Genomic DNA, 16298 nt, shown 5'->3' on the forward strand with positions numbered 1-16298 from the left:
ACTGGTCCGCCACAGCAGCGAACAGATGCCAGGCTCATGACACTTCATGGTCAAGTCAAGGGTGCCTCGCGGGCCCGCGTACACCGGTGCCGAACCCCAAGTGGGCTTCGGCACCGGGGCACTGATCTTCCGTCAGATGATCCCGCACGTCTTTCACGTCGCCCCGCGGGTCCGGGTCAGCCCGCGAGGTTGTCCGCCATCTCCTCGGACAGACTCGACTCCGTCCCGGGGATCCCGAGGTCCTGCGCCCGCTTGTCGGCCATCGCCAGCAGCCGCCGGATACGGCCCGCGACGGCGTCCTTGGTCAGCGGCGGGTCGGCGAGCGCGCCCAGCTCCTCCAGGGAGGCCTGCTTGTGCTCCATGCGCAGCCGTCCGGCGGCGGCGAGATGCTCCGGCACCTCGTCGGCGAGAATCTCCAGGGCGCGCTGGACGCGGGCCCCGGCGGCGACGGCGGCGCGCGCCGAGCGGCGCAGGTTGGCGTCGTCGAAGTTGGCGAGCCGGTTCGCCGTGGCGCGGACCTCACGCCGCATCCGCCGCTCCTCCCAGGCCAGCACCGACTCGTGCGCGCCGAGGCGGGTCAGCAGCGCGCCGATCGCGTCGCCGTCGCGGACGACCACCCGGTCCACACCGCGCACCTCGCGGGCCTTCGCCGCGATCGAGAGCCGACGGGCGGCACCGACCAGCGCGAGCGCGGCCTCCGGCCCCGGGCAGGTCACCTCGAGGGACGAGGAGCGGCCGGGCTCGGTGAGCGAGCCGTGGGCCAGGAAGGCCCCGCGCCAGGCCGCCTCGGCGTCACAGGTGGCCCCCGAGACCACCTGCGGCGGCAGTCCGCGGATCGGGCGTCCCCGTCCGTCCACGAGCCCCGTCTGGCGGGCCAGCTGGTCACCGCCCGCGACGACGCGCACCACGTAGCGCGAACCGCGGCGCAGTCCGCCGGGAGCCATCACGATCAGTTCGGAACTGTGGCCGAAGATCTCCAGGATGTCCCGCTTCAGGCGGCGCGCCGCCATCGCGGTGTCCAGCTCCGCCTCGATCACGATCCGGCCGCTCACCAGGTGAAGGCCGCCGGCGAACCGCAGGATGGCGGAGACCTCCGCCTTCCTGCAGCAGGTCCGGGTGACGGGGAGCCGGGAGATCTCGTCCTTCACCGCTGCCGTCATCGCCATGGGCCGATCCTTCCATGCATCCGAAAAATACGGTCGTACGCGGCGGCCAACAGCTCCGGATCGTGCCGCGGAGATCCGTCGGTCCTGGCCACCGGTGCCAGCTCGACCGCGGCACCGAACCGTCTGGCGGCGTCGGCGAGAGATTCGCGGTCGGGCACGGCAGCCTCGTCGGCCAGCACCACGTCCAGGGCGAGTTTAGGGGCGTGTCGCCCCAAAACCTCCAAATGACGCTGCGGGGAGAAGCCTTCGGTTTCTCCGGGCTGCGGTGCGAGGTTCAGGGAGAGTACCCGGCGCGCCCTGGTTCGGCTGAGGGCGTCCAGGAGTTCCGGCACCAGAAGGTGCGGGATCACCGACGAGAACCAGGAGCCGGGGCCGAGGACCACCCAGTCCGCGTCGAGGACCGCGGCCACGGCCTCGGGCACGGCCGGCGGATCGTGCGGTACGACGTGCACGGACTGGACCTCACCGGGTGTGAGCGCCACGTTCGCCTGGCCCCGGACGGTGCCGACCTCGTCCGGCAGGTCGGGGTCGTGTCCCTTGACCAGGGCCTGCAGCTCCAGGGGCACGGCGGACATGGGCAGCACCCGCCCGTGGGCGCCGAGGAGCTTGCCGACCAGGTCCAGGGCCTGTACGTGATCGCCGAGCTGTTCCCACAGGGCGACGATCAGCAGATTGCCGACCGCGTGTTCGTGCAGGTCGCCCTTGGACTCGAAGCGGTGCTGGATGACGCGGGCCCAGGTCTGGCCCCAGTCGTCGTCGCCGCACAGCGCCGCCAGCGCCTTGCGCAGATCACCGGGCGGCAGGACGCCCAGCTCGTCGCGCAGACGGCCGCTGGAACCGCCGTCGTCGGCCACGGTGACGACGGCGGTGAGGTCGCCGGTGATCCGGCGCAGCGCGGCGAGCGAGGCGGACAGCCCCATGCCGCCGCCGAGGGCGACGACCTTGGGCTGGGCGCCGCGGCGGCGCGGTCTGGCGCCGCGCGCCGCGGCCGGCCGGCCGGCCCGGTCGCCGGGGGTCTCCCGGCGCAGCCGGCCCAGCCGCAGGGCAGTACGTCCGGTCACTCGCGCCCCATGTCCCGGTGGACGAGCACGGTCTCCACGCCCTGGGAGGCGAGGCGGGCGGCGAGCTTCTCGGCGGTCGCCACCGAGCGGTGCTTGCCGCCGGTGCAGCCGACCGCGATGGTCACGTAGCGCTTGCCCTCGCGCCGGTATCCGGCGGCGACGAGCTGGAGCAGCTCGGCGTAGCGGTCGAGGAACTCCTTGGCACCGGGCTGGTTGAAGACGTACGCCGACACCTCTTCGTTCAGACCGGTGAAGGGGCGCAGCTCGGGGACCCAGTGCGGGTTGGGCAGGAAGCGCATGTCCACGACCAGGTCGGCGTCGACCGGGAGGCCGTACTTGAAGCCGAAGGACATGACGGTGGCCCGCAGCTCGGGCTCCTCCTCGCCCGCGAACTGGGCGTCCATCTTGGCGCGCAGCTCGTGCACGTTCAGGCTGGAGGTGTCGATGACCAGGTCGGCGTCGCCGCGCAGCTCGCGCAGCAGCTCGCGCTCGGCGTCGATGCCGTCCACGATGCGGCCGTCGCCCTGGAGGGGGTGCGGCCTGCGCACCGACTCGAAGCGGCGCACCAGGGCCTCGTCGGAGGACTCCAGGAAGACGATCCGCCGGGTGACGTTGCGGGTCTCCAGGTCGGCGAGGGATTCGCGGAGGTTGTCGAAGAACCGTCGGCCGCGTACGTCGACGACGACGGCGATCCGTGCCACGTTGCCCTGGGAGCGGGCGCCGAGCTCCACCATGGTGGGGATCAGGGCCGGCGGCAGGTTGTCGACGACGAACCAGCCGAGGTCCTCCAGACACTTGGCGGCCGTGGACCGGCCGGCTCCGGACATGCCGGAAATGATCACCAACTCCGGGATGACGGCGTCCGGGACTCCCGTCCCCGCCGTCTCGATGCCCGTACCCACCTGTGCTCCGTCTTCCCGTGGTGCTTCCCGCCCCGCGTGGTCCTCGCCTGCTTCGCCGTGCGTCCCCCGGCCCTGCACCGGACGTTCCTCTTCACGCGCGTCGTTCTCGGTCATGTCTCCTGCCCCCGTCGCTCGTCCGAGGCGCCCGCGGTCACGGGCTCCTCCGCGGGGCCCGCCGTCGTACCGGGCGCCGCGTCTTCGTCGTCTTCCATGATCTCTCCGGTGGCCGTGTTCACGGCCGGTGCGGCGGGAGCCGCCTGGGCGAGGGCTATGACGATGGTCTCCGCCGTCTTGCGTCCCACGCCGGGGACCTCGCAGATCTGGTCGATCGTCGCGGACCGGAGCTTCTTCACGGAACCGAAGTGTTTGATCAGTGCCTGTCTGCGGGACTCGCCCAGGCCCGGCACGTCGTCCAAAGGGCCCGACCTGAAGCGTTTGGCCCGCTTGGCGCGCTGGTAGGTGATCGCGAAGCGGTGGGCCTCGTCCCGGACCCGCTGGAGCAGGTACAGGCCCTCGCTGGTGCGCGGCAGGACCACGGGGTCGTCCTCGCCGGGCAGCCACACCTCCTCCAGGCGCTTGGCGAGTCCGCATACGGCGATGTCGTCGATGCCGAGCTCGTCGAGGGCCCTCTGCGCGGCGGCGACCTGCGGCCGGCCGCCGTCGACGACGACGAGCTGCGGGGGGTAGGCGAAGCGTTTGGGCCTGCCGTCGTCCTCGGAGAGGGCGCCCGCCGGAAGGCCGCCCCCGGAGGCGGAACCGGCCGTCCCGGAGACATCGGTCCCGGTGCCGGCGATCCCCGGGGCGTCGGTCCCGGCGCCGGCGGTCCCGGCGAACGAGGTGCCGGAGTCGGCGGTCTGCACGGGCGGGATACCGGGAGCGAGGGACTCCGAGGCGTCCGCGGCGGCGTCCTCGCCGTCCGTCTCGCCGTCCGTCCACTCCCCCGTCCTCTCCTTCTCGACGAGGTAGCGCTTGAAGCGCCGGGTGATCACCTCGTGCATGGAGCGGACGTCGTCCTGGCCGGCGAAGCCCTTGATCTGGAAGCGCCGGTACTCGCCCTTGCGCTGGAGCCCGTCCTCGAAGACGACCATCGAGGCCACCACGTCGTCGCCCTGGAGGTGCGAGATGTCGTAGCACTCGATCCGCAGCGGCGCGCTGTCCAGGTCGAGCGCCTCGGCGATCTCCTCCAGGGCGCGTGAGCGCGTGGTCAGGTCGGAGGCGCGCCTGGTCTTGTGCAGGGCGAGCGCCTGGAGCGCGTTGCGCTGCACGGTCTCCATGAGCGCCTTCTTGTCCCCGCGCTGCGGTATGCGGAGCGACACGTTCGATCCGCGGCGCGCGGTGAGCCACTCCTGGACGGGCTCCACCGGCTCGGGCAGCGCCGGGACGAGCACCTCCCGGGGGACGGAGTCGCCCGTCTCCTCGCCGTAGAGCTGCTGGAGCGCGTGTTCGACGAGGTCACCGGTGGTGACCGCCTCGACCTTGTCCGTGACCCAGCCCCGCTGGCCGCGCACGCGTCCGCCGCGTACGTGGAAGATCTGCACCGCGGCTTCCAGCTCGTCCTCGGCGACGGCCATGAGGTCGGCGTCGGTCGCGTCCGCGAGGACGACCGCGCTCTTCTCCATGGCCTTCTTCAGTGCCTCGATGTTGTCGCGCAGCCGGGCCGCGCGCTCGTACTCCATCTCCTCGGCCGCGTCCGCCATCTGCTGTTCCTGCCGGCGGATGTACGTCCCCGTACGGCCCGCCATGAAGTCGCAGAACTCCTCGGCCAGCTCGCGGTGCTCCTCGGGCGAGACCCGGCCCACGCAGGGGGCGGAGCATTTGCCGATGTACCCGAGGAGGCAGGGCCGGCCGGTGCGGGAGGCGTTCTTGAAGACACCGGCGGAACAGGTGCGCACCGGGAAGACGCGCAGCAGCAGGTCGACGGTGTCGCGGATGGCCCACGCGTGCCCGTAGGGGCCGAAGTAGCGCACGCCCTTCTTCTTGGCACCGCGCATCACCTGCACGCGCGGGAACTCCTCGTTCATCGTCACGGCGAGGTGGGGGTAGCTCTTGTCGTCGCGGTACTTGACGTTGAACCGGGGGTCGTACTCCTTGATCCAGGAGTACTCCAGCTGAAGGGCCTCGACCTCCGTGGACACGACCGTCCACTCCACCGACGCGGCCGTGGTGACCATGGTGCGGGTGCGCGGGTGGAGGTTCGCCAGGTCCTGGAAGTAGTTCGCCAGGCGCTGACGCAGGCTCTTCGCCTTTCCGACGTAGATCACCCGGCGGTGCTCGTCGCGGAATCTGTACACCCCGGGGGAGTCCGGGATCTGTCCCGGCTTGGGGCGGTAGCTGGAGGGGTCGGCCATGCCACACACCCTACTGGCGCGGGCCGACGGCGCGGCCGGCTCCCGGCACGCCTGTGGACAGAACCCGGGGCCGCGTCGCCACGGCGTCGGGAGCACCGGCACCGCCCGTGACGACGGCGGCCGTCCCGGCCCGCCCGAGGCGGGGGCTCCGGCCGGGGCGCTCCGGGATGCGCCGTATCCGGCCACCCGGGCCACATCACCATGCTCACGTCACCGCGCCGGACCATGTACCGGACCGCGTGAAGGAGGGGCCCGGAAGCCCGCCCCCCCGTGCGCGGCCGTGCCGCCGTGGCCGCCCGCGCGCCCGCGGGCCGCGGGCTCCGGGACGGCCGGGGCGGCGACGGGGAGCACGAGCCGGCGGCCGCGGCACGTCGTGTCCGCTCCCGGGCGGGGGCCGAGGAGGGACGGAGCGCGTCCGGGGGGCTGCGGTGAGCCATGTTGGGCGTCAGGTGTTGTCGGGGCCTGGTCAACACGCTTCAATGCGGGGGAACTCGGGGCGTGAACGGCGAAACCCGCGCGTGTACAGCCCCCGCGCGCCCACCGGGCGGCGCCGATGAACCGCTCCGACGGTCTGACCAGCCGTCGTGAACATCCACAGAAAGGCCCCTGCATGCGGCACGGCACACAGCACGCGGACGTCGCCACGGCGGAACTGGAAACGGCCCTGCGGGGCGGCCCCTTCCACGTCGCACTGCGCGCGGCGATCACCGCCCGCGGGTTGCCGCTGCAACGCGTCCAGCACCATCTGTCGCGGTACGGCGTCAAAGTCGGTGTGACGAGCCTGAGTTACTGGCAGCAGGGCGCCCGCCGGCCCCAGCGCCCCGAGTCGCTGCGGGCCGTCCGCGCCCTGGAGGAGATACTCCAGCTGCCCGACGAGTCCCTGATCAGACTGCTGGCCGAGGCCGAGGCGCGCTCGGATCCGGAGCGTCCCACGGGGCGTTCGTACCGTTCCCTGGTGGAGGCCTCCGGTGTCCTGGAACGGCTGCTGACCGACCTGGGGTCCCCGCTCGACGGCGGTCTGCACACGCTCGGCCACCACGAACGGGTGCGCATAGGCGCCCGGCGCGAACTGCTGGGCCGCGAGTCGCACCACATAGTGCGCGCACACAAGGACGGCGTGGACCGCTATGTGGCCATCCATCACGGCGACCCCGGGTGCGCGCCGGAGCGGACGACGGTCCGGGCTCTGGAGAACTGCCGTACGGGCCGGGTGCGCTGGCACCGTGACACCGGAGTGCTGGTCGCCGAACTGCTCTTCGACACCCGGCTGCGGGCGGGCGAGACGTTCCTCTTCCGCTACGCCTTCGAGGACGGCACGGCCGGGGCCTCCAGCGAGTACGTCCGCGGGTTCGGCTTCGCGGGCGGACAGTACGCGCTCCAGGTGCACTTCGCGGAGAACGCGCTGCCCGTGCGCTGTCACCGCTTCACGCAGCACTCGGCCGCCGCGCCGCGCAGCGGCCGCCAGGAACTGGCGCTGAGCGGCCGCCACCGCTCGGTGCACCTGGTCGAGCCGCGCGTTCGGTCGGGGATCGTCGGGATCGGATGGGACTGGGAGTGACCGCCCGCCCGGGTGCGGCGCGCCGGTGCCGGCCGGGGAACCGCGCCGGGCTCAGGCGCCCGGCCCCGCGACGATCTTCCCGTCCTTCTCCTCGACGGACAGTCCGTGGAGCGGCACGGTGGCCGGCGCCCGCAGCACCTTGCCGGTCCCGGCGTCGAACTCGCTGCCGTGACACGGGCACACGAGGGTCGTGCCCCGCAGCTTGTTGATGGCGCACCCGGCGTGGGTGCAGATCGAGCTGAACGCCTTGAGCGAACCGTCCTCGGCACGGCTGACCACGACGTTCTGGTCCTGATAGAGCTGGGCACCGCCCTTGGCGACCTCGCCGCCCGCACCGAGGGTGACGGGAGCGGTCGGCGTGGCGGGGGTTCCCCCGCCACCGCTGCCGCCGGAGCACGCCGCGAGGCCGAGTCCGGCGACCGGGGTGAGCGCCGCTCCCCTCAGGACGGTACGACGGCTCGCGGACGGACGGCCGGACATGGCACCTCCACTGGTCGAGGGTGCCGGCGGACACTCCGCCGGACGGGATGGGGCTGGACACGGCACGGCTGACCAGCCCGGGTCCGGGCACGGCGAGGGGTGTCGCGCGTCGACCATACCGGTACAGATCATTCCGTCCGGTGCGGGGCGGATCCGGGGGCCGAGGCGCGAACACCCGCGCGGACGTCTGCGCCGGCCGCCGGGTGATACGTTCGCCCGCGAGCGACCCGGTTCCGTTCAAGGACCGGCATCCGGGTGACAGGTCCGGAACCGGGACACCGAGGAAAGGACCCGCGTCGTGATCGTCGTCGCCGGTGAGGCTCTGATCGATCTGGTGCCGCAGGGCTCCGGCGCCCTGGCGGGGCTGGTGCCCCGCCCCGGCGGGGGCCCCTACAACACGGCGGTGGCACTCGGCCGCCTCGGCTCCCCCACCGCCTTCTGCTCGCGCGTCTCACGCGACGCGTTCGGCGGGGCCCTCCTGGACGGGCTGGCCGGCGCGGGGGTCGACGTGTCGTCCGTGCAGCGTGGCGGCGAACCGACGACGCTGGCCGTCGCCACGATCGGCACGGACGGCTCGGCCGCGTACTCCTTCTACGTGGAGGGAACGGCGGACCGTCTCTTCAGCGCCCCGGACCGGCTCCCGGACGGGACGCGGGCGGTGTCCTTCGGCACCTGTTCGCTCGTCCTGGAACCGGGCGCGAGCGCGTACGAGGAGCTGATGCGGGCCGCCGCCGGGCAGGGTGTGTTCACGGCCCTGGACCCGAACGTCCGCACCGGTCTGATCCCCGACCCGGACGCCTATCGCGCCCGGTTCGAGGGCTGGCTGCCGTCGGTGTCCCTGCTCAAGCTGTCCGAGGAGGACGCCCGCTGGCTCGGCGGCACGCCGCGCGAGTGGCTGGCCGCCGGCCCCTCGGCGGTGGTGATCACCCGGGGCGGCGACGGTCTGACCGCGTTCACCCGGGACGGCTCGGTGCACTCCGTGCCCGGAGAACCGGTGGACGTGGTGGACACCATCGGTGCGGGCGACACCGTGAACGCGGCTCTGCTGCACGGTCTGGCCGCCCGGAACGCCCTGTCCCCGGCCGCACTGGCGGAACTGGGCCCCCGGGACTGGGCCTGGCTTCTGCGCTTCGCGGCCCGCGCGGCGGCCGTCACCTGCTCCCGAGCCGGAGCCGAACCGCCGTACGCCCGCGAACTGGGCGACCTGTAGGGACGCCGGACACGCGTCCTTCGGCCCTCGCACCGCGACGGGCGGGCCCGCCGGATTCCCGACGGACGGCGCCCCGCGGGAAAGTTCCCGCGGGGCGCCGTCGTCTCGGTCGTGTCCGGTCCGGTCAGGCCTTCCGGGTCCGCGTGGTCTTCTTCGCGGGGGTCGCCTTCTTGGCGGCCGACTTCGCCGTGGCCTCCTTCTTGGCTGCCGTGTTGTTGACGGTCCTCGTGGCCGTCCTCCTCGCCGTCGTCCCCGCGGCGACCGTCTTCTTGGCGGCCGTCTTGCGGGGGGCCTTCACGGGAGCGGCGTCGCTGATCCGGTCGGCGCCGAGGATCTCGCGCAGGAACTTGCCGGTGTGGCTGGCCGGAACGCCGGCGACCTCCTCGGGCGTGCCCTCGGCGATCACGAGACCGCCGCCGCTGCCGCCCTCGGGGCCCATGTCGACGACCCAGTCCGCGGTCTTGATGACATCGAGGTTGTGCTCGATGACGATGACCGTGTTGCCCTTGTCGACCAGGCCGGACAGCACCGTGATGAGCTTGCTGATGTCCTCGAAGTGCAGACCGGTGGTCGGCTCGTCGAGGACGTACACGGTGCGGCCGGTGGAACGCTTCTGGAGCTCGCTGGCGAGCTTGACGCGCTGCGCCTCGCCGCCGGACAGCGTCGGCGCGGACTGGCCGAGCCTGACGTAGCCGAGGCCGACGTCGTTGAGCGTCCTGAGGTGGCGGGCGATCGCCGGCACCGCCTCGAAGAAGCCGAGCGCCTCCTCGATGGGCATGTCCAGCACCTCGGAGATGGACTTGCCCTTGTAGTGGACCTCCAGGGTCTCCCGGTTGTAGCGCGCCCCGTGGCAGACCTCGCAGGGGACGTACACGTCCGGCAGGAAGTTCATCTCGATCTTGATCGTGCCGTCGCCCGAGCAGTTCTCGCAGCGGCCGCCCTTGACGTTGAAGGAGAAGCGGCCGGGCAGATAACCCCGCACCTTCGCCTCGGTGGTCTCGGCGAACAGCTTGCGGACGTGGTCGAAGACTCCGGTGTACGTCGCCGGGTTGGAGCGGGGGGTACGGCCGATGGGCGACTGGTCGACGTGCACGACCTTGTCGACGAGGTCGTCGCCGTCCACGCGCGTGTGGCGCCCCGGTACGTTCCTCGCGCCGTTCAGCTCGCGGGCCAGGTGCGTGTACAGGATGTCGTTGACCAGTGTCGACTTCCCGGAACCCGACACTCCGGTGACGGCGGTGAGGACGCCCAGCGGGAAGGACACGTCGATGTCCCGGAGGTTGTTCTCGCGGGCGCCGTGCACCGTGAGCCTCCGGCCGGGGTCGACGGGGCGGCGGACGTCCGGGGTCGGGATCTGCCGCTTGCGCGACAGGTACTGCCCGGTCATCGACTCGGCGTTGTCGAGGAGTTCCTTCAGGGGACCGCTGTGCACGACCTTGCCGCCGTGCTCGCCCGCGCCGGGACCGATGTCGACGACCCAGTCGGCGACCTTGATGGTGTCCTCGTCGTGCTCGACGACGATGAGCGTGTTGCCCATGTCGCGCAGGCGGACGAGGGTCTCGATCAGCCGGTGGTTGTCACGCTGGTGCAGACCGATGGAGGGCTCGTCCAGGACGTACAGGACGCCGACGAGTCCGGAGCCGATCTGGGTGGCCAGGCGGATGCGCTGCGCCTCGCCGCCGGAGAGCGTGCCGGCCGCGCGGTTCAGCGACAGGTAGTCGAGGCCCACGTCGACCAGGAAGCGCAGCCGTTCGTTGACCTCCTTCAGGACGCGCTCGGCGATCTTCTTGTCGCGCGCGTTGAGCTTCAGCTCCCCCAGGAAGTCCGCGCAGTCGCTGATGGACATGGCGGCGACCTCGGCGATGGACTTCTCCATGACCGTGACCGCGAGGACGAGCGGCTTCAGGCGCGTGCCCTGGCAGGTGGGGCAGGGCACCTCGCGCATGTAGCCCTCGAAGCGCTCGCGGCTGGCGTCGCTCTCGGACTCGCTGTGCCGCCGCTTGACGAAGGGGACGGCCCCCTCGAAGGGCGTGGTGTACACACGCTCGCGTCCGTACCGGTTGCGGTAGCGGACCTCGATCTGCGTCTTGTGGCCTTGGAGCAGGGCCTTCCTGGCGCGCTGCGGCAGCCCGGCGAAGGGGATGTCGGTGCGGAAGCCCAGCGCGTCGGCGAGGGCGCCGATCAGCCGGCCGAAGTAGTCCTTGGTGTGTCCGTGCGACCAGGGGTGGATGGCGCCCTCGTCGAGGGACTTGTCCTCGTCCGGGACGATCAGCTCGGGGTCGACCTCCATCCGCGTGCCGATGCCGGTGCACTCGGGGCAGGCGCCGAACGGCGAGTTGAAGGAGAAGGAGCGGGGCTCCAGCTCCTCGAAGGACAGGTCGTCGTACGGGCAGTACAGGTGCTCCGAGTACATGCGCTCGCGCTCGGGGTCGTCCTCGGGGAGGTCGACGAAGTCGAGCACGACCATGCCGCCGGACAGGCCGAGGGCGGTCTCCACGGAGTCGGTGAGCCGGCGCTTGGCGGAGTCCTTCACCGTGAGGCGGTCGATGACCACCTCGATGGTGTGCTTCTCCTGCTTCTTCAGGGCGGGCGGCTCGGTGAGCTGGATCGTCTCGCCGTCGACCCGGGCACGGCTGTACCCCTTGGTCTGGAGGTCGGCGAAGAGGTCGACGAACTCCCCCTTGCGCTCGCGCACCAGCGGCGACAGGACCTGGAAGCGGCTCCCCTCCGGGAGTTCCAGGACCTTGTCGACGATGGCCTGCGGCGACTGGCGCGAAATGGGGCGGCTGCACTCGGGACAGTGCGGCTTGCCGATGCGCGCGAAGAGCAGGCGCAGGTAGTCGTAGACCTCGGTGATGGTGCCGACCGTCGAGCGCGGGTTGCGCGAGGTCGACTTCTGGTCGATGGAGACGGCCGGGGAGAGACCCTCGATGAAGTCCACGTCCGGCTTGTCCATCTGGCCGAGGAACTGCCGGGCGTACGAGGACAGGGACTCCACGTAGCGCCGCTGGCCCTCGGCGAAGATCGTGTCGAAGGCGAGGGAGGACTTGCCCGACCCCGACAGGCCCGTGAAGACGATGAGCGAGTCGCGCGGGAGGTCGAGCGAGACATTCTTCAGGTTGTGCTCGCGCGCTCCACGGACGATGAGACGGTCGGCCACGCCGGTCCGTACCTTTCTTGAGAGAAGTGACAGGGGCCGCGGGCCCCCGTCATCCCAGACTAGGGCGAGCCACTGACAGCGCCGGTTGCTTTCGCTGGTTCACAACAATCCCGGGCCATCCAGCATGCCCGACGCCGCCATCGAGCGTATAGCACGCGCATTCGATTTACGGGGGTGGCCGACCAGCTTCACCCGAACGTGTGGCGGGACTAGGGTCGACCTCATGATGGATCATGTGCGCGACCTGGCGTCTGTACGTGACGCGACGGAACGACTGCTCACCGCGGTCGCCAAACTGGACAACGCGGCCGTGGCCGGACCGTCACGGCTTCCCGGCTGGAGCCGTGGGCACGTGCTCGCCCACCTGTCCCGCAACGCGGACGCTCTGGTGAACGTCCTGGAGGGGCGCCCCATGTACGCCTCCGCGAGCACCCGGGACGCCGACATCGAACGGGACGCGCCGCGTCCCCTGGAGGAGCAGCTGGAGGACCTGCGGGAGAGCGGGGCCCGCTTCCTGGAGACGGGAGCCGCTCCCGCGGACTGGTCCCGCACGGTGGAGCTGCGCAACGGGGTCACCGACTCCGCGGCCCGGGTGCCGTTCCGGCGCTGGGTCGAGGTCGACCTGCACCACGTGGACCTGGGCATCGGGTACGAGCTGGAGGATCTGCCGGAGGAGTTCGTGACCCGGGAGATCGACTTCCTCGCGGAGCGGTTCGCCGGCCACGCGGACGTGCCCGCGACGACGCTGGACGCCGGCGACGGCCGGGTGCGGACCACGGGCGGCGGCGCCGGGAGCGGACCGGTCGAGGTCCAGGGTCCGGCGGCCGATCTGCTGGGCTGGCTCTGCGGCCGCCGCGACGGCACCGCCCTGACGGTTCGCGGCGGCCCGCTTCCGGCGCTTCCTCCGCTATAGGCTGCCGTCATGACGTACAGCGGAGCGGTGACGGTCGGCGGACCTGCCGACGTGCACGAGCTGCAGGACCTGATGATCTCCAAGGTCGCGGTCGGCCCCATGGACAACAACGCGTATCTGCTGCGCTGCCGGGCCACCGACGAGCAGCTCCTGATCGACGCGGCGAACGAGGCCTCGACGCTGCTCACCCTGATCGGTGACGACGGCATCGCGTCCGTCGTGACCACCCACCGGCACGGCGACCACTGGCAGGCGCTCGCCGAGGTCGTGGCCGCCACGGGCGCGCGCACCTACGCCGGCGCGGACGACGCCGAGGGCATCCCGGTGCCGACCGACGTCCCCCTCCGGGACGGCGACACGGTCAAGGTGGGGAACGTGGAGCTCACCGCGCGCCACCTGGTCGGGCACACACCGGGCTCGGTCGCCCTCGTCTACGACGACCCGCACGGTCACCCGCACGTGTTCACGGGCGACTGCCTCTTCCCCGGCGGCGTGGGCAACACGTTCAAGGACCCGGAGGCCTTCGCCCGTCTCATCCACGACGTCGAGACGAGGATCTTCGACGTGCTGCCGGACGAGACGTGGGTGTACCCCGGCCACGGCAAGGACACGACGCTGGGCGCCGAGCGCCCGCATCTGCCGGAGTGGAGAGCACGGGGCTGGTGATCCGCCGGCACAGGAGCGGGGCCGTCCCGAACGGGGCGGCCCCGCTCTTTCGTCGGAGCGCCGCGACCGCGCCCGACCGGGGCGCGGAAAGGGACTTGCCCGGAACACCGCGCCGGTGAGCGGCATCCGCGGCGGCGCGCGAAACGGCTGCGACGCGTGTGTTCACACGGCCGCAACACCCGTTCCCACCATGCGGACAACTGCCGCCGCGACGTGGACAAACGGCTGTTCCGCTGCCACTCTCCCGCCATGTACCGACCCCAACGCGCCCTGCGCCCCGCCGCGTCCGTATGCACCGCCGTCCTGCTCGCCCTCGCCGTGGGCTGTGCCCCGCAGCCGGAGAGCAAGGTGTCCGGCAAAGCCTCCGGGAGCACCGCCGGGAGCTGCGCCAAGGGCTCGTTGGGCACCCGGACCTCCGGCAAGCTCACCGTCGCCACCGACGAGCCGGCGTACGAGCCGTGGTTCAAGGACGACAAGCCCGCCAACGGGAAGGGCTTCGAGTCGGCCGTGGCCTACGCCGTGGCGCGGCGGCTCGGCTACGCCGACGGCGATGTCGTCTGGCAGAGCGTGCCCTTCAACAAGGCCTTCGCCCCCGGCGCGAAGACCTTCGACTTCGACATCAACCAGGTGTCGATCAGCGCCGAGCGCAAGAAGGCCGTGGACTTCTCGTCCGGCTACTACGACGTGCGCCAGGCGGTCATCGCGCTGAAGGACTCCGAGGCCGCGAAGGCGACGAGTCTGGCGGACCTCAAGGGTCTGAAGCTGGGCGCGCAGGTCGGCACGACGAGCCTGGACTACATCGACGACGTGGTGAAGCCGACCGCGCAACCGGCCGCGTACGCCAAGAACGACCAGGCCAAGTCCGCCCTGAAGAACGGTCAGGTCGACGCCGTCGTGACGGATCTGCCGACCGCCTTCTACATCACGGCCGCCGAGGTGACGGACGCGAGGATCGTCGGGCAGTTCGAGAACAGGGGCGGCACACCGGAGCAGTTCGGGCTCGTCCTCGACAAGGGCAGCGCGCTGACCTCCTGCGTGACGAAGGCCGTGGACGCCCTGCGCGCGGACGGCACGCTCGCGAGGATCGAGAAGCAGTGGCTGTCCGAGGCCGTCGACGCCCCGGTGCTCAAGTGACGGAGGTGTACGTCCCGTCGCGGCGCAGGATCGAGCGCGAGCGCCACAAGCGCGGCCGGGCCCGCCGTTCGGCGGCCGTGGCCGCGCTCTCGACGCTCGTCACGGCCGTCGTGCTGTACCTCGTGGTGGTGAACGCGCCGGGCTGGCCGCGCACGAAGGAGACGTTCTTCGACGCGTCGTACGCGCGTGAGGCCTTCCCCAAGGTCCTCGACGGACTCTGGCTCAACCTGCGGCTGTTCGCGGTGTGCGGTGTCGTGGTGCTCCTGCTGGGCACCCTCATCGCCGTGGCGCGCACGCTGAAGGGGCCGGTGTACTGGCCGGTGCGCGCCCTCGCCACCGCGTACACCGACTTCTTCCGCGGTCTGCCGCTGATCATCTGTCTGTCGATCGTCGTGTTCGGCGTACCGGCGCTCCAGTTGCAGGGCGTCACCACCGACCCCGTCCTCCTCGGCGGCGCGGGACTGGTGCTGACGTACGCGGCGTACGTCGCCGAGGTCGTGCGGGCCGGCATCGAGTCGGTGCACCCCTCGCAGCGGGCCGCGGCGCGCTCGCTGGGCCTCACCGCGCGGCAGACGCTTCGTCATGTGGTGCTGCCCCAGGCCGTCCGTCGTCAGGTCCCGCCGCTCCTGAACGACATGGTGTCCCTCCAGAAGGACACCAGCCTCGTCTCGATCGGCGGCGCGGTGGAGGCGATGCGTTCCGCGGACGTCATCGTCGGCCGCAGCCTCAACTACACGGCCTACGTCGTCGCGGCGCTGCTCTTCGTGGCCCTGACCATCCCGATGACGCGCTTCACCGACTGGGTCACGGCCCGCATGGACCGGCGCCGCGGCCAGGGAGGGATCGTATGAGCGAGGCACCCGTACCCGGCGGCCCGTTGCTGCGGATGGAGTCCGTCCGCAAGTCCTTCGGCGACTCGGTCGTCCTGCGGGACGTCGATCTGGAGGTCGCCCCGCACACGGTCACCACGTTGATCGGCGCGTCCGGCTCCGGGAAGTCCACGCTGCTGCGCTGCGCCAACCTCCTGGAGGAGGTGGACGACGGCGCGATCTGGCTGGACGGCGAGGAGATCACCGATCCGCGGACCGACCAGGACGCGGTGCACCGGCGCATCGGCGTCGTCTTCCAGGCGTACAACCTGTTCCCGCACATGACCGTCCTGGAGAACATCACCCTCGCCCCGCGCCGCGTGCACGGGGCGGGCCGCGCGGAGGCCGAGGCACACGCGCGTGAACTGCTCGAACGGCTCGGGCTCGGCGCCAAGGCGGACGAGTACCCGGACCGGTTGAGCGGTGGCCAGCAGCAACGGGCGGCGATCGTGCGCGCCTTGGCCGTGCGCCCGAGGCTGCTCCTCCTCGACGAGATCACCGCGGCCCTGGACCCCGAGCTCGTGGGCGAGGTCCTGGACGTCGTCCGCGATGTGAAGGCGGACGGCATGACCATGGTCCTGGCCACCCACGAGATGGGCTTCGCACGCGAGGTATCGGACCAGGTCTGCTTCCTGGAGGACGGTGTGATCCTGGAGCGCGGTACGCCCGAGCAGGTCTTCGGCGACCCGCGGCAGGAGCGCACGCGGCGCTTCCTCGGACGGATCGTGGAGGCGGGACGCCTGTGAGCCCCCGGGGCGGACGCGCGCGGCCGGGCGTCCCCGACTTCACGCGTCCGCCCGCTTCGCCCCGGTCGGGTCGTCGGCCGGGACC

13 protein-coding genes are annotated in these 16298 nt (G+C 71.7%); 7 read left to right on the top strand and 6 right to left on the bottom strand.

What is annotated here, in order from left to right:
* Positions 1–176: 176 nt before the first annotated feature.
* Genes whiA through uvrC form a run of 4 tightly spaced genes read right to left on the bottom strand, consistent with a single transcriptional unit; the run spans position 177 to position 5477 of the window.
* Positions 177–1166: a DNA-binding protein WhiA gene (gene whiA / locus ACICHK_RS11335; RefSeq protein ID WP_037624822.1), complete on the bottom strand. Its 990-nt coding sequence runs from the start codon at positions 1164–1166 to the stop codon at positions 177–179.
* Complete coding sequence (yvcK, locus tag ACICHK_RS11340) at positions 1157–2227, bottom strand: uridine diphosphate-N-acetylglucosamine-binding protein YvcK (RefSeq protein ID WP_406836794.1); 1071 nt, start codon at positions 2225–2227, stop codon at positions 1157–1159. Before yvcK ends, whiA begins: the two co-directional genes overlap by 10 nt.
* Positions 2224–3243, bottom strand: a complete 1020-nt coding sequence (rapZ, locus tag ACICHK_RS11345; RefSeq protein ID WP_151474934.1) for an RNase adapter RapZ — start codon at positions 3241–3243, stop codon at positions 2224–2226. Before rapZ ends, yvcK begins: the two co-directional genes overlap by 4 nt.
* Positions 3240–5477: an excinuclease ABC subunit UvrC gene (gene uvrC / locus ACICHK_RS11350; RefSeq protein ID WP_406836795.1), complete on the bottom strand. Its 2238-nt coding sequence runs from the start codon at positions 5475–5477 to the stop codon at positions 3240–3242. The genes rapZ and uvrC overlap by 4 nt, the downstream gene beginning before the upstream one ends.
* Before the next feature lie 610 nt (positions 5478–6087).
* Here uvrC and ACICHK_RS11355 point away from each other — a divergent pair.
* Positions 6088–7035 (top strand): hypothetical protein, encoded by a 948-nt coding sequence (locus ACICHK_RS11355; protein ID WP_151474024.1) that lies wholly within the window; start codon positions 6088–6090, stop codon positions 7033–7035.
* Positions 7036–7086: 51 nt separating this feature from the next.
* On the opposite strand, the gene ACICHK_RS11360 is transcribed toward ACICHK_RS11355, so the two are convergent.
* The gene (locus tag ACICHK_RS11360) at positions 7087–7515 is read right to left on the bottom strand and encodes a Rieske (2Fe-2S) protein (protein WP_406836796.1); all 429 of its coding nucleotides are present in this window, start codon (positions 7513–7515) and stop codon (positions 7087–7089) included.
* 298 nt (positions 7516–7813) lie between these two features.
* Here ACICHK_RS11360 and ACICHK_RS11365 point away from each other — a divergent pair, with 298 nt between their 5' ends.
* Entirely contained in the window at positions 7814–8725 is a 912-nt protein-coding gene (locus tag ACICHK_RS11365; protein ID WP_406836797.1) for a carbohydrate kinase family protein, read from the top strand.
* Positions 8726–8849: 124 nt separating this feature from the next.
* Here ACICHK_RS11365 and uvrA read toward each other — a convergent pair whose 3' ends face one another.
* The gene (gene uvrA / locus ACICHK_RS11370; protein WP_406836798.1) at positions 8850–11885 is read right to left on the bottom strand and encodes an excinuclease ABC subunit UvrA; all 3036 of its coding nucleotides are present in this window, start codon (positions 11883–11885) and stop codon (positions 8850–8852) included.
* A gap of 223 nt (positions 11886–12108) precedes the next feature.
* On the opposite strand from uvrA, the gene ACICHK_RS11375 reads away from it, so the two are divergent.
* The 5 genes from ACICHK_RS11375 to ACICHK_RS11395 all read left to right on the top strand — a co-directional run bounded on the left by ACICHK_RS11375 (position 12109) and on the right by ACICHK_RS11395 (position 16213).
* Positions 12109–12798: a maleylpyruvate isomerase family mycothiol-dependent enzyme gene (locus ACICHK_RS11375; protein WP_406836799.1), complete on the top strand. Its 690-nt coding sequence runs from the start codon at positions 12109–12111 to the stop codon at positions 12796–12798.
* A 9-nt stretch (positions 12799–12807) separates the two neighbouring features.
* A complete protein-coding gene (locus ACICHK_RS11380; RefSeq protein WP_406836800.1) occupies positions 12808–13464 on the top strand; it encodes an MBL fold metallo-hydrolase in 657 nt (218 codons plus the stop codon).
* Between the two features lie 249 nt (positions 13465–13713).
* Complete coding sequence (locus tag ACICHK_RS11385; RefSeq protein WP_406836801.1) at positions 13714–14598, top strand: ABC transporter substrate-binding protein; 885 nt, start codon at positions 13714–13716, stop codon at positions 14596–14598.
* Complete coding sequence (locus tag ACICHK_RS11390; protein WP_406836802.1) at positions 14559–15449, top strand: amino acid ABC transporter permease; 891 nt, start codon at positions 14559–14561, stop codon at positions 15447–15449. The genes ACICHK_RS11385 and ACICHK_RS11390 overlap by 40 nt, the downstream gene beginning before the upstream one ends.
* The gene (locus tag ACICHK_RS11395; protein ID WP_406836803.1) at positions 15446–16213 is read left to right on the top strand and encodes an amino acid ABC transporter ATP-binding protein; all 768 of its coding nucleotides are present in this window, start codon (positions 15446–15448) and stop codon (positions 16211–16213) included. The genes ACICHK_RS11390 and ACICHK_RS11395 overlap by 4 nt, the downstream gene beginning before the upstream one ends.
* Positions 16214–16298 lie beyond the last annotated feature (85 nt).

Origin of the sequence: Streptomyces sp. AHU1, from assembly GCF_045343905.1 — a bacterium.
Lineage (GTDB): Bacteria > Actinomycetota > Actinomycetes > Streptomycetales > Streptomycetaceae > Streptomyces > Streptomyces triticiradicis.

Coding starts and splice junctions, on each gene's coding strand:
- ACICHK_RS11395 (WP_406836803.1), top strand. CDS start 15,446: ATGAGCGAGGCACCCGTACCCGGCGGCCCGTTGCTGCGGATGGAGTCC.
- whiA (WP_037624822.1), bottom strand. CDS start 1,166: ATGGCGATGACGGCAGCGGTGAAGGACGAGATCTCCCGGCTCCCCGTC.
- ACICHK_RS11375 (WP_406836799.1), top strand. CDS start 12,109: ATGATGGATCATGTGCGCGACCTGGCGTCTGTACGTGACGCGACGGAA.
- ACICHK_RS11385 (WP_406836801.1), top strand. CDS start 13,714: ATGTACCGACCCCAACGCGCCCTGCGCCCCGCCGCGTCCGTATGCACC.
- ACICHK_RS11380 (WP_406836800.1), top strand. CDS start 12,808: ATGACGTACAGCGGAGCGGTGACGGTCGGCGGACCTGCCGACGTGCAC.
- rapZ (WP_151474934.1), bottom strand. CDS start 3,243: ATGACCGAGAACGACGCGCGTGAAGAGGAACGTCCGGTGCAGGGCCGG.
- ACICHK_RS11355 (WP_151474024.1), top strand. CDS start 6,088: ATGCGGCACGGCACACAGCACGCGGACGTCGCCACGGCGGAACTGGAA.
- uvrC (WP_406836795.1), bottom strand. CDS start 5,477: ATGGCCGACCCCTCCAGCTACCGCCCCAAGCCGGGACAGATCCCGGAC.
- ACICHK_RS11360 (WP_406836796.1), bottom strand. CDS start 7,515: ATGTCCGGCCGTCCGTCCGCGAGCCGTCGTACCGTCCTGAGGGGAGCG.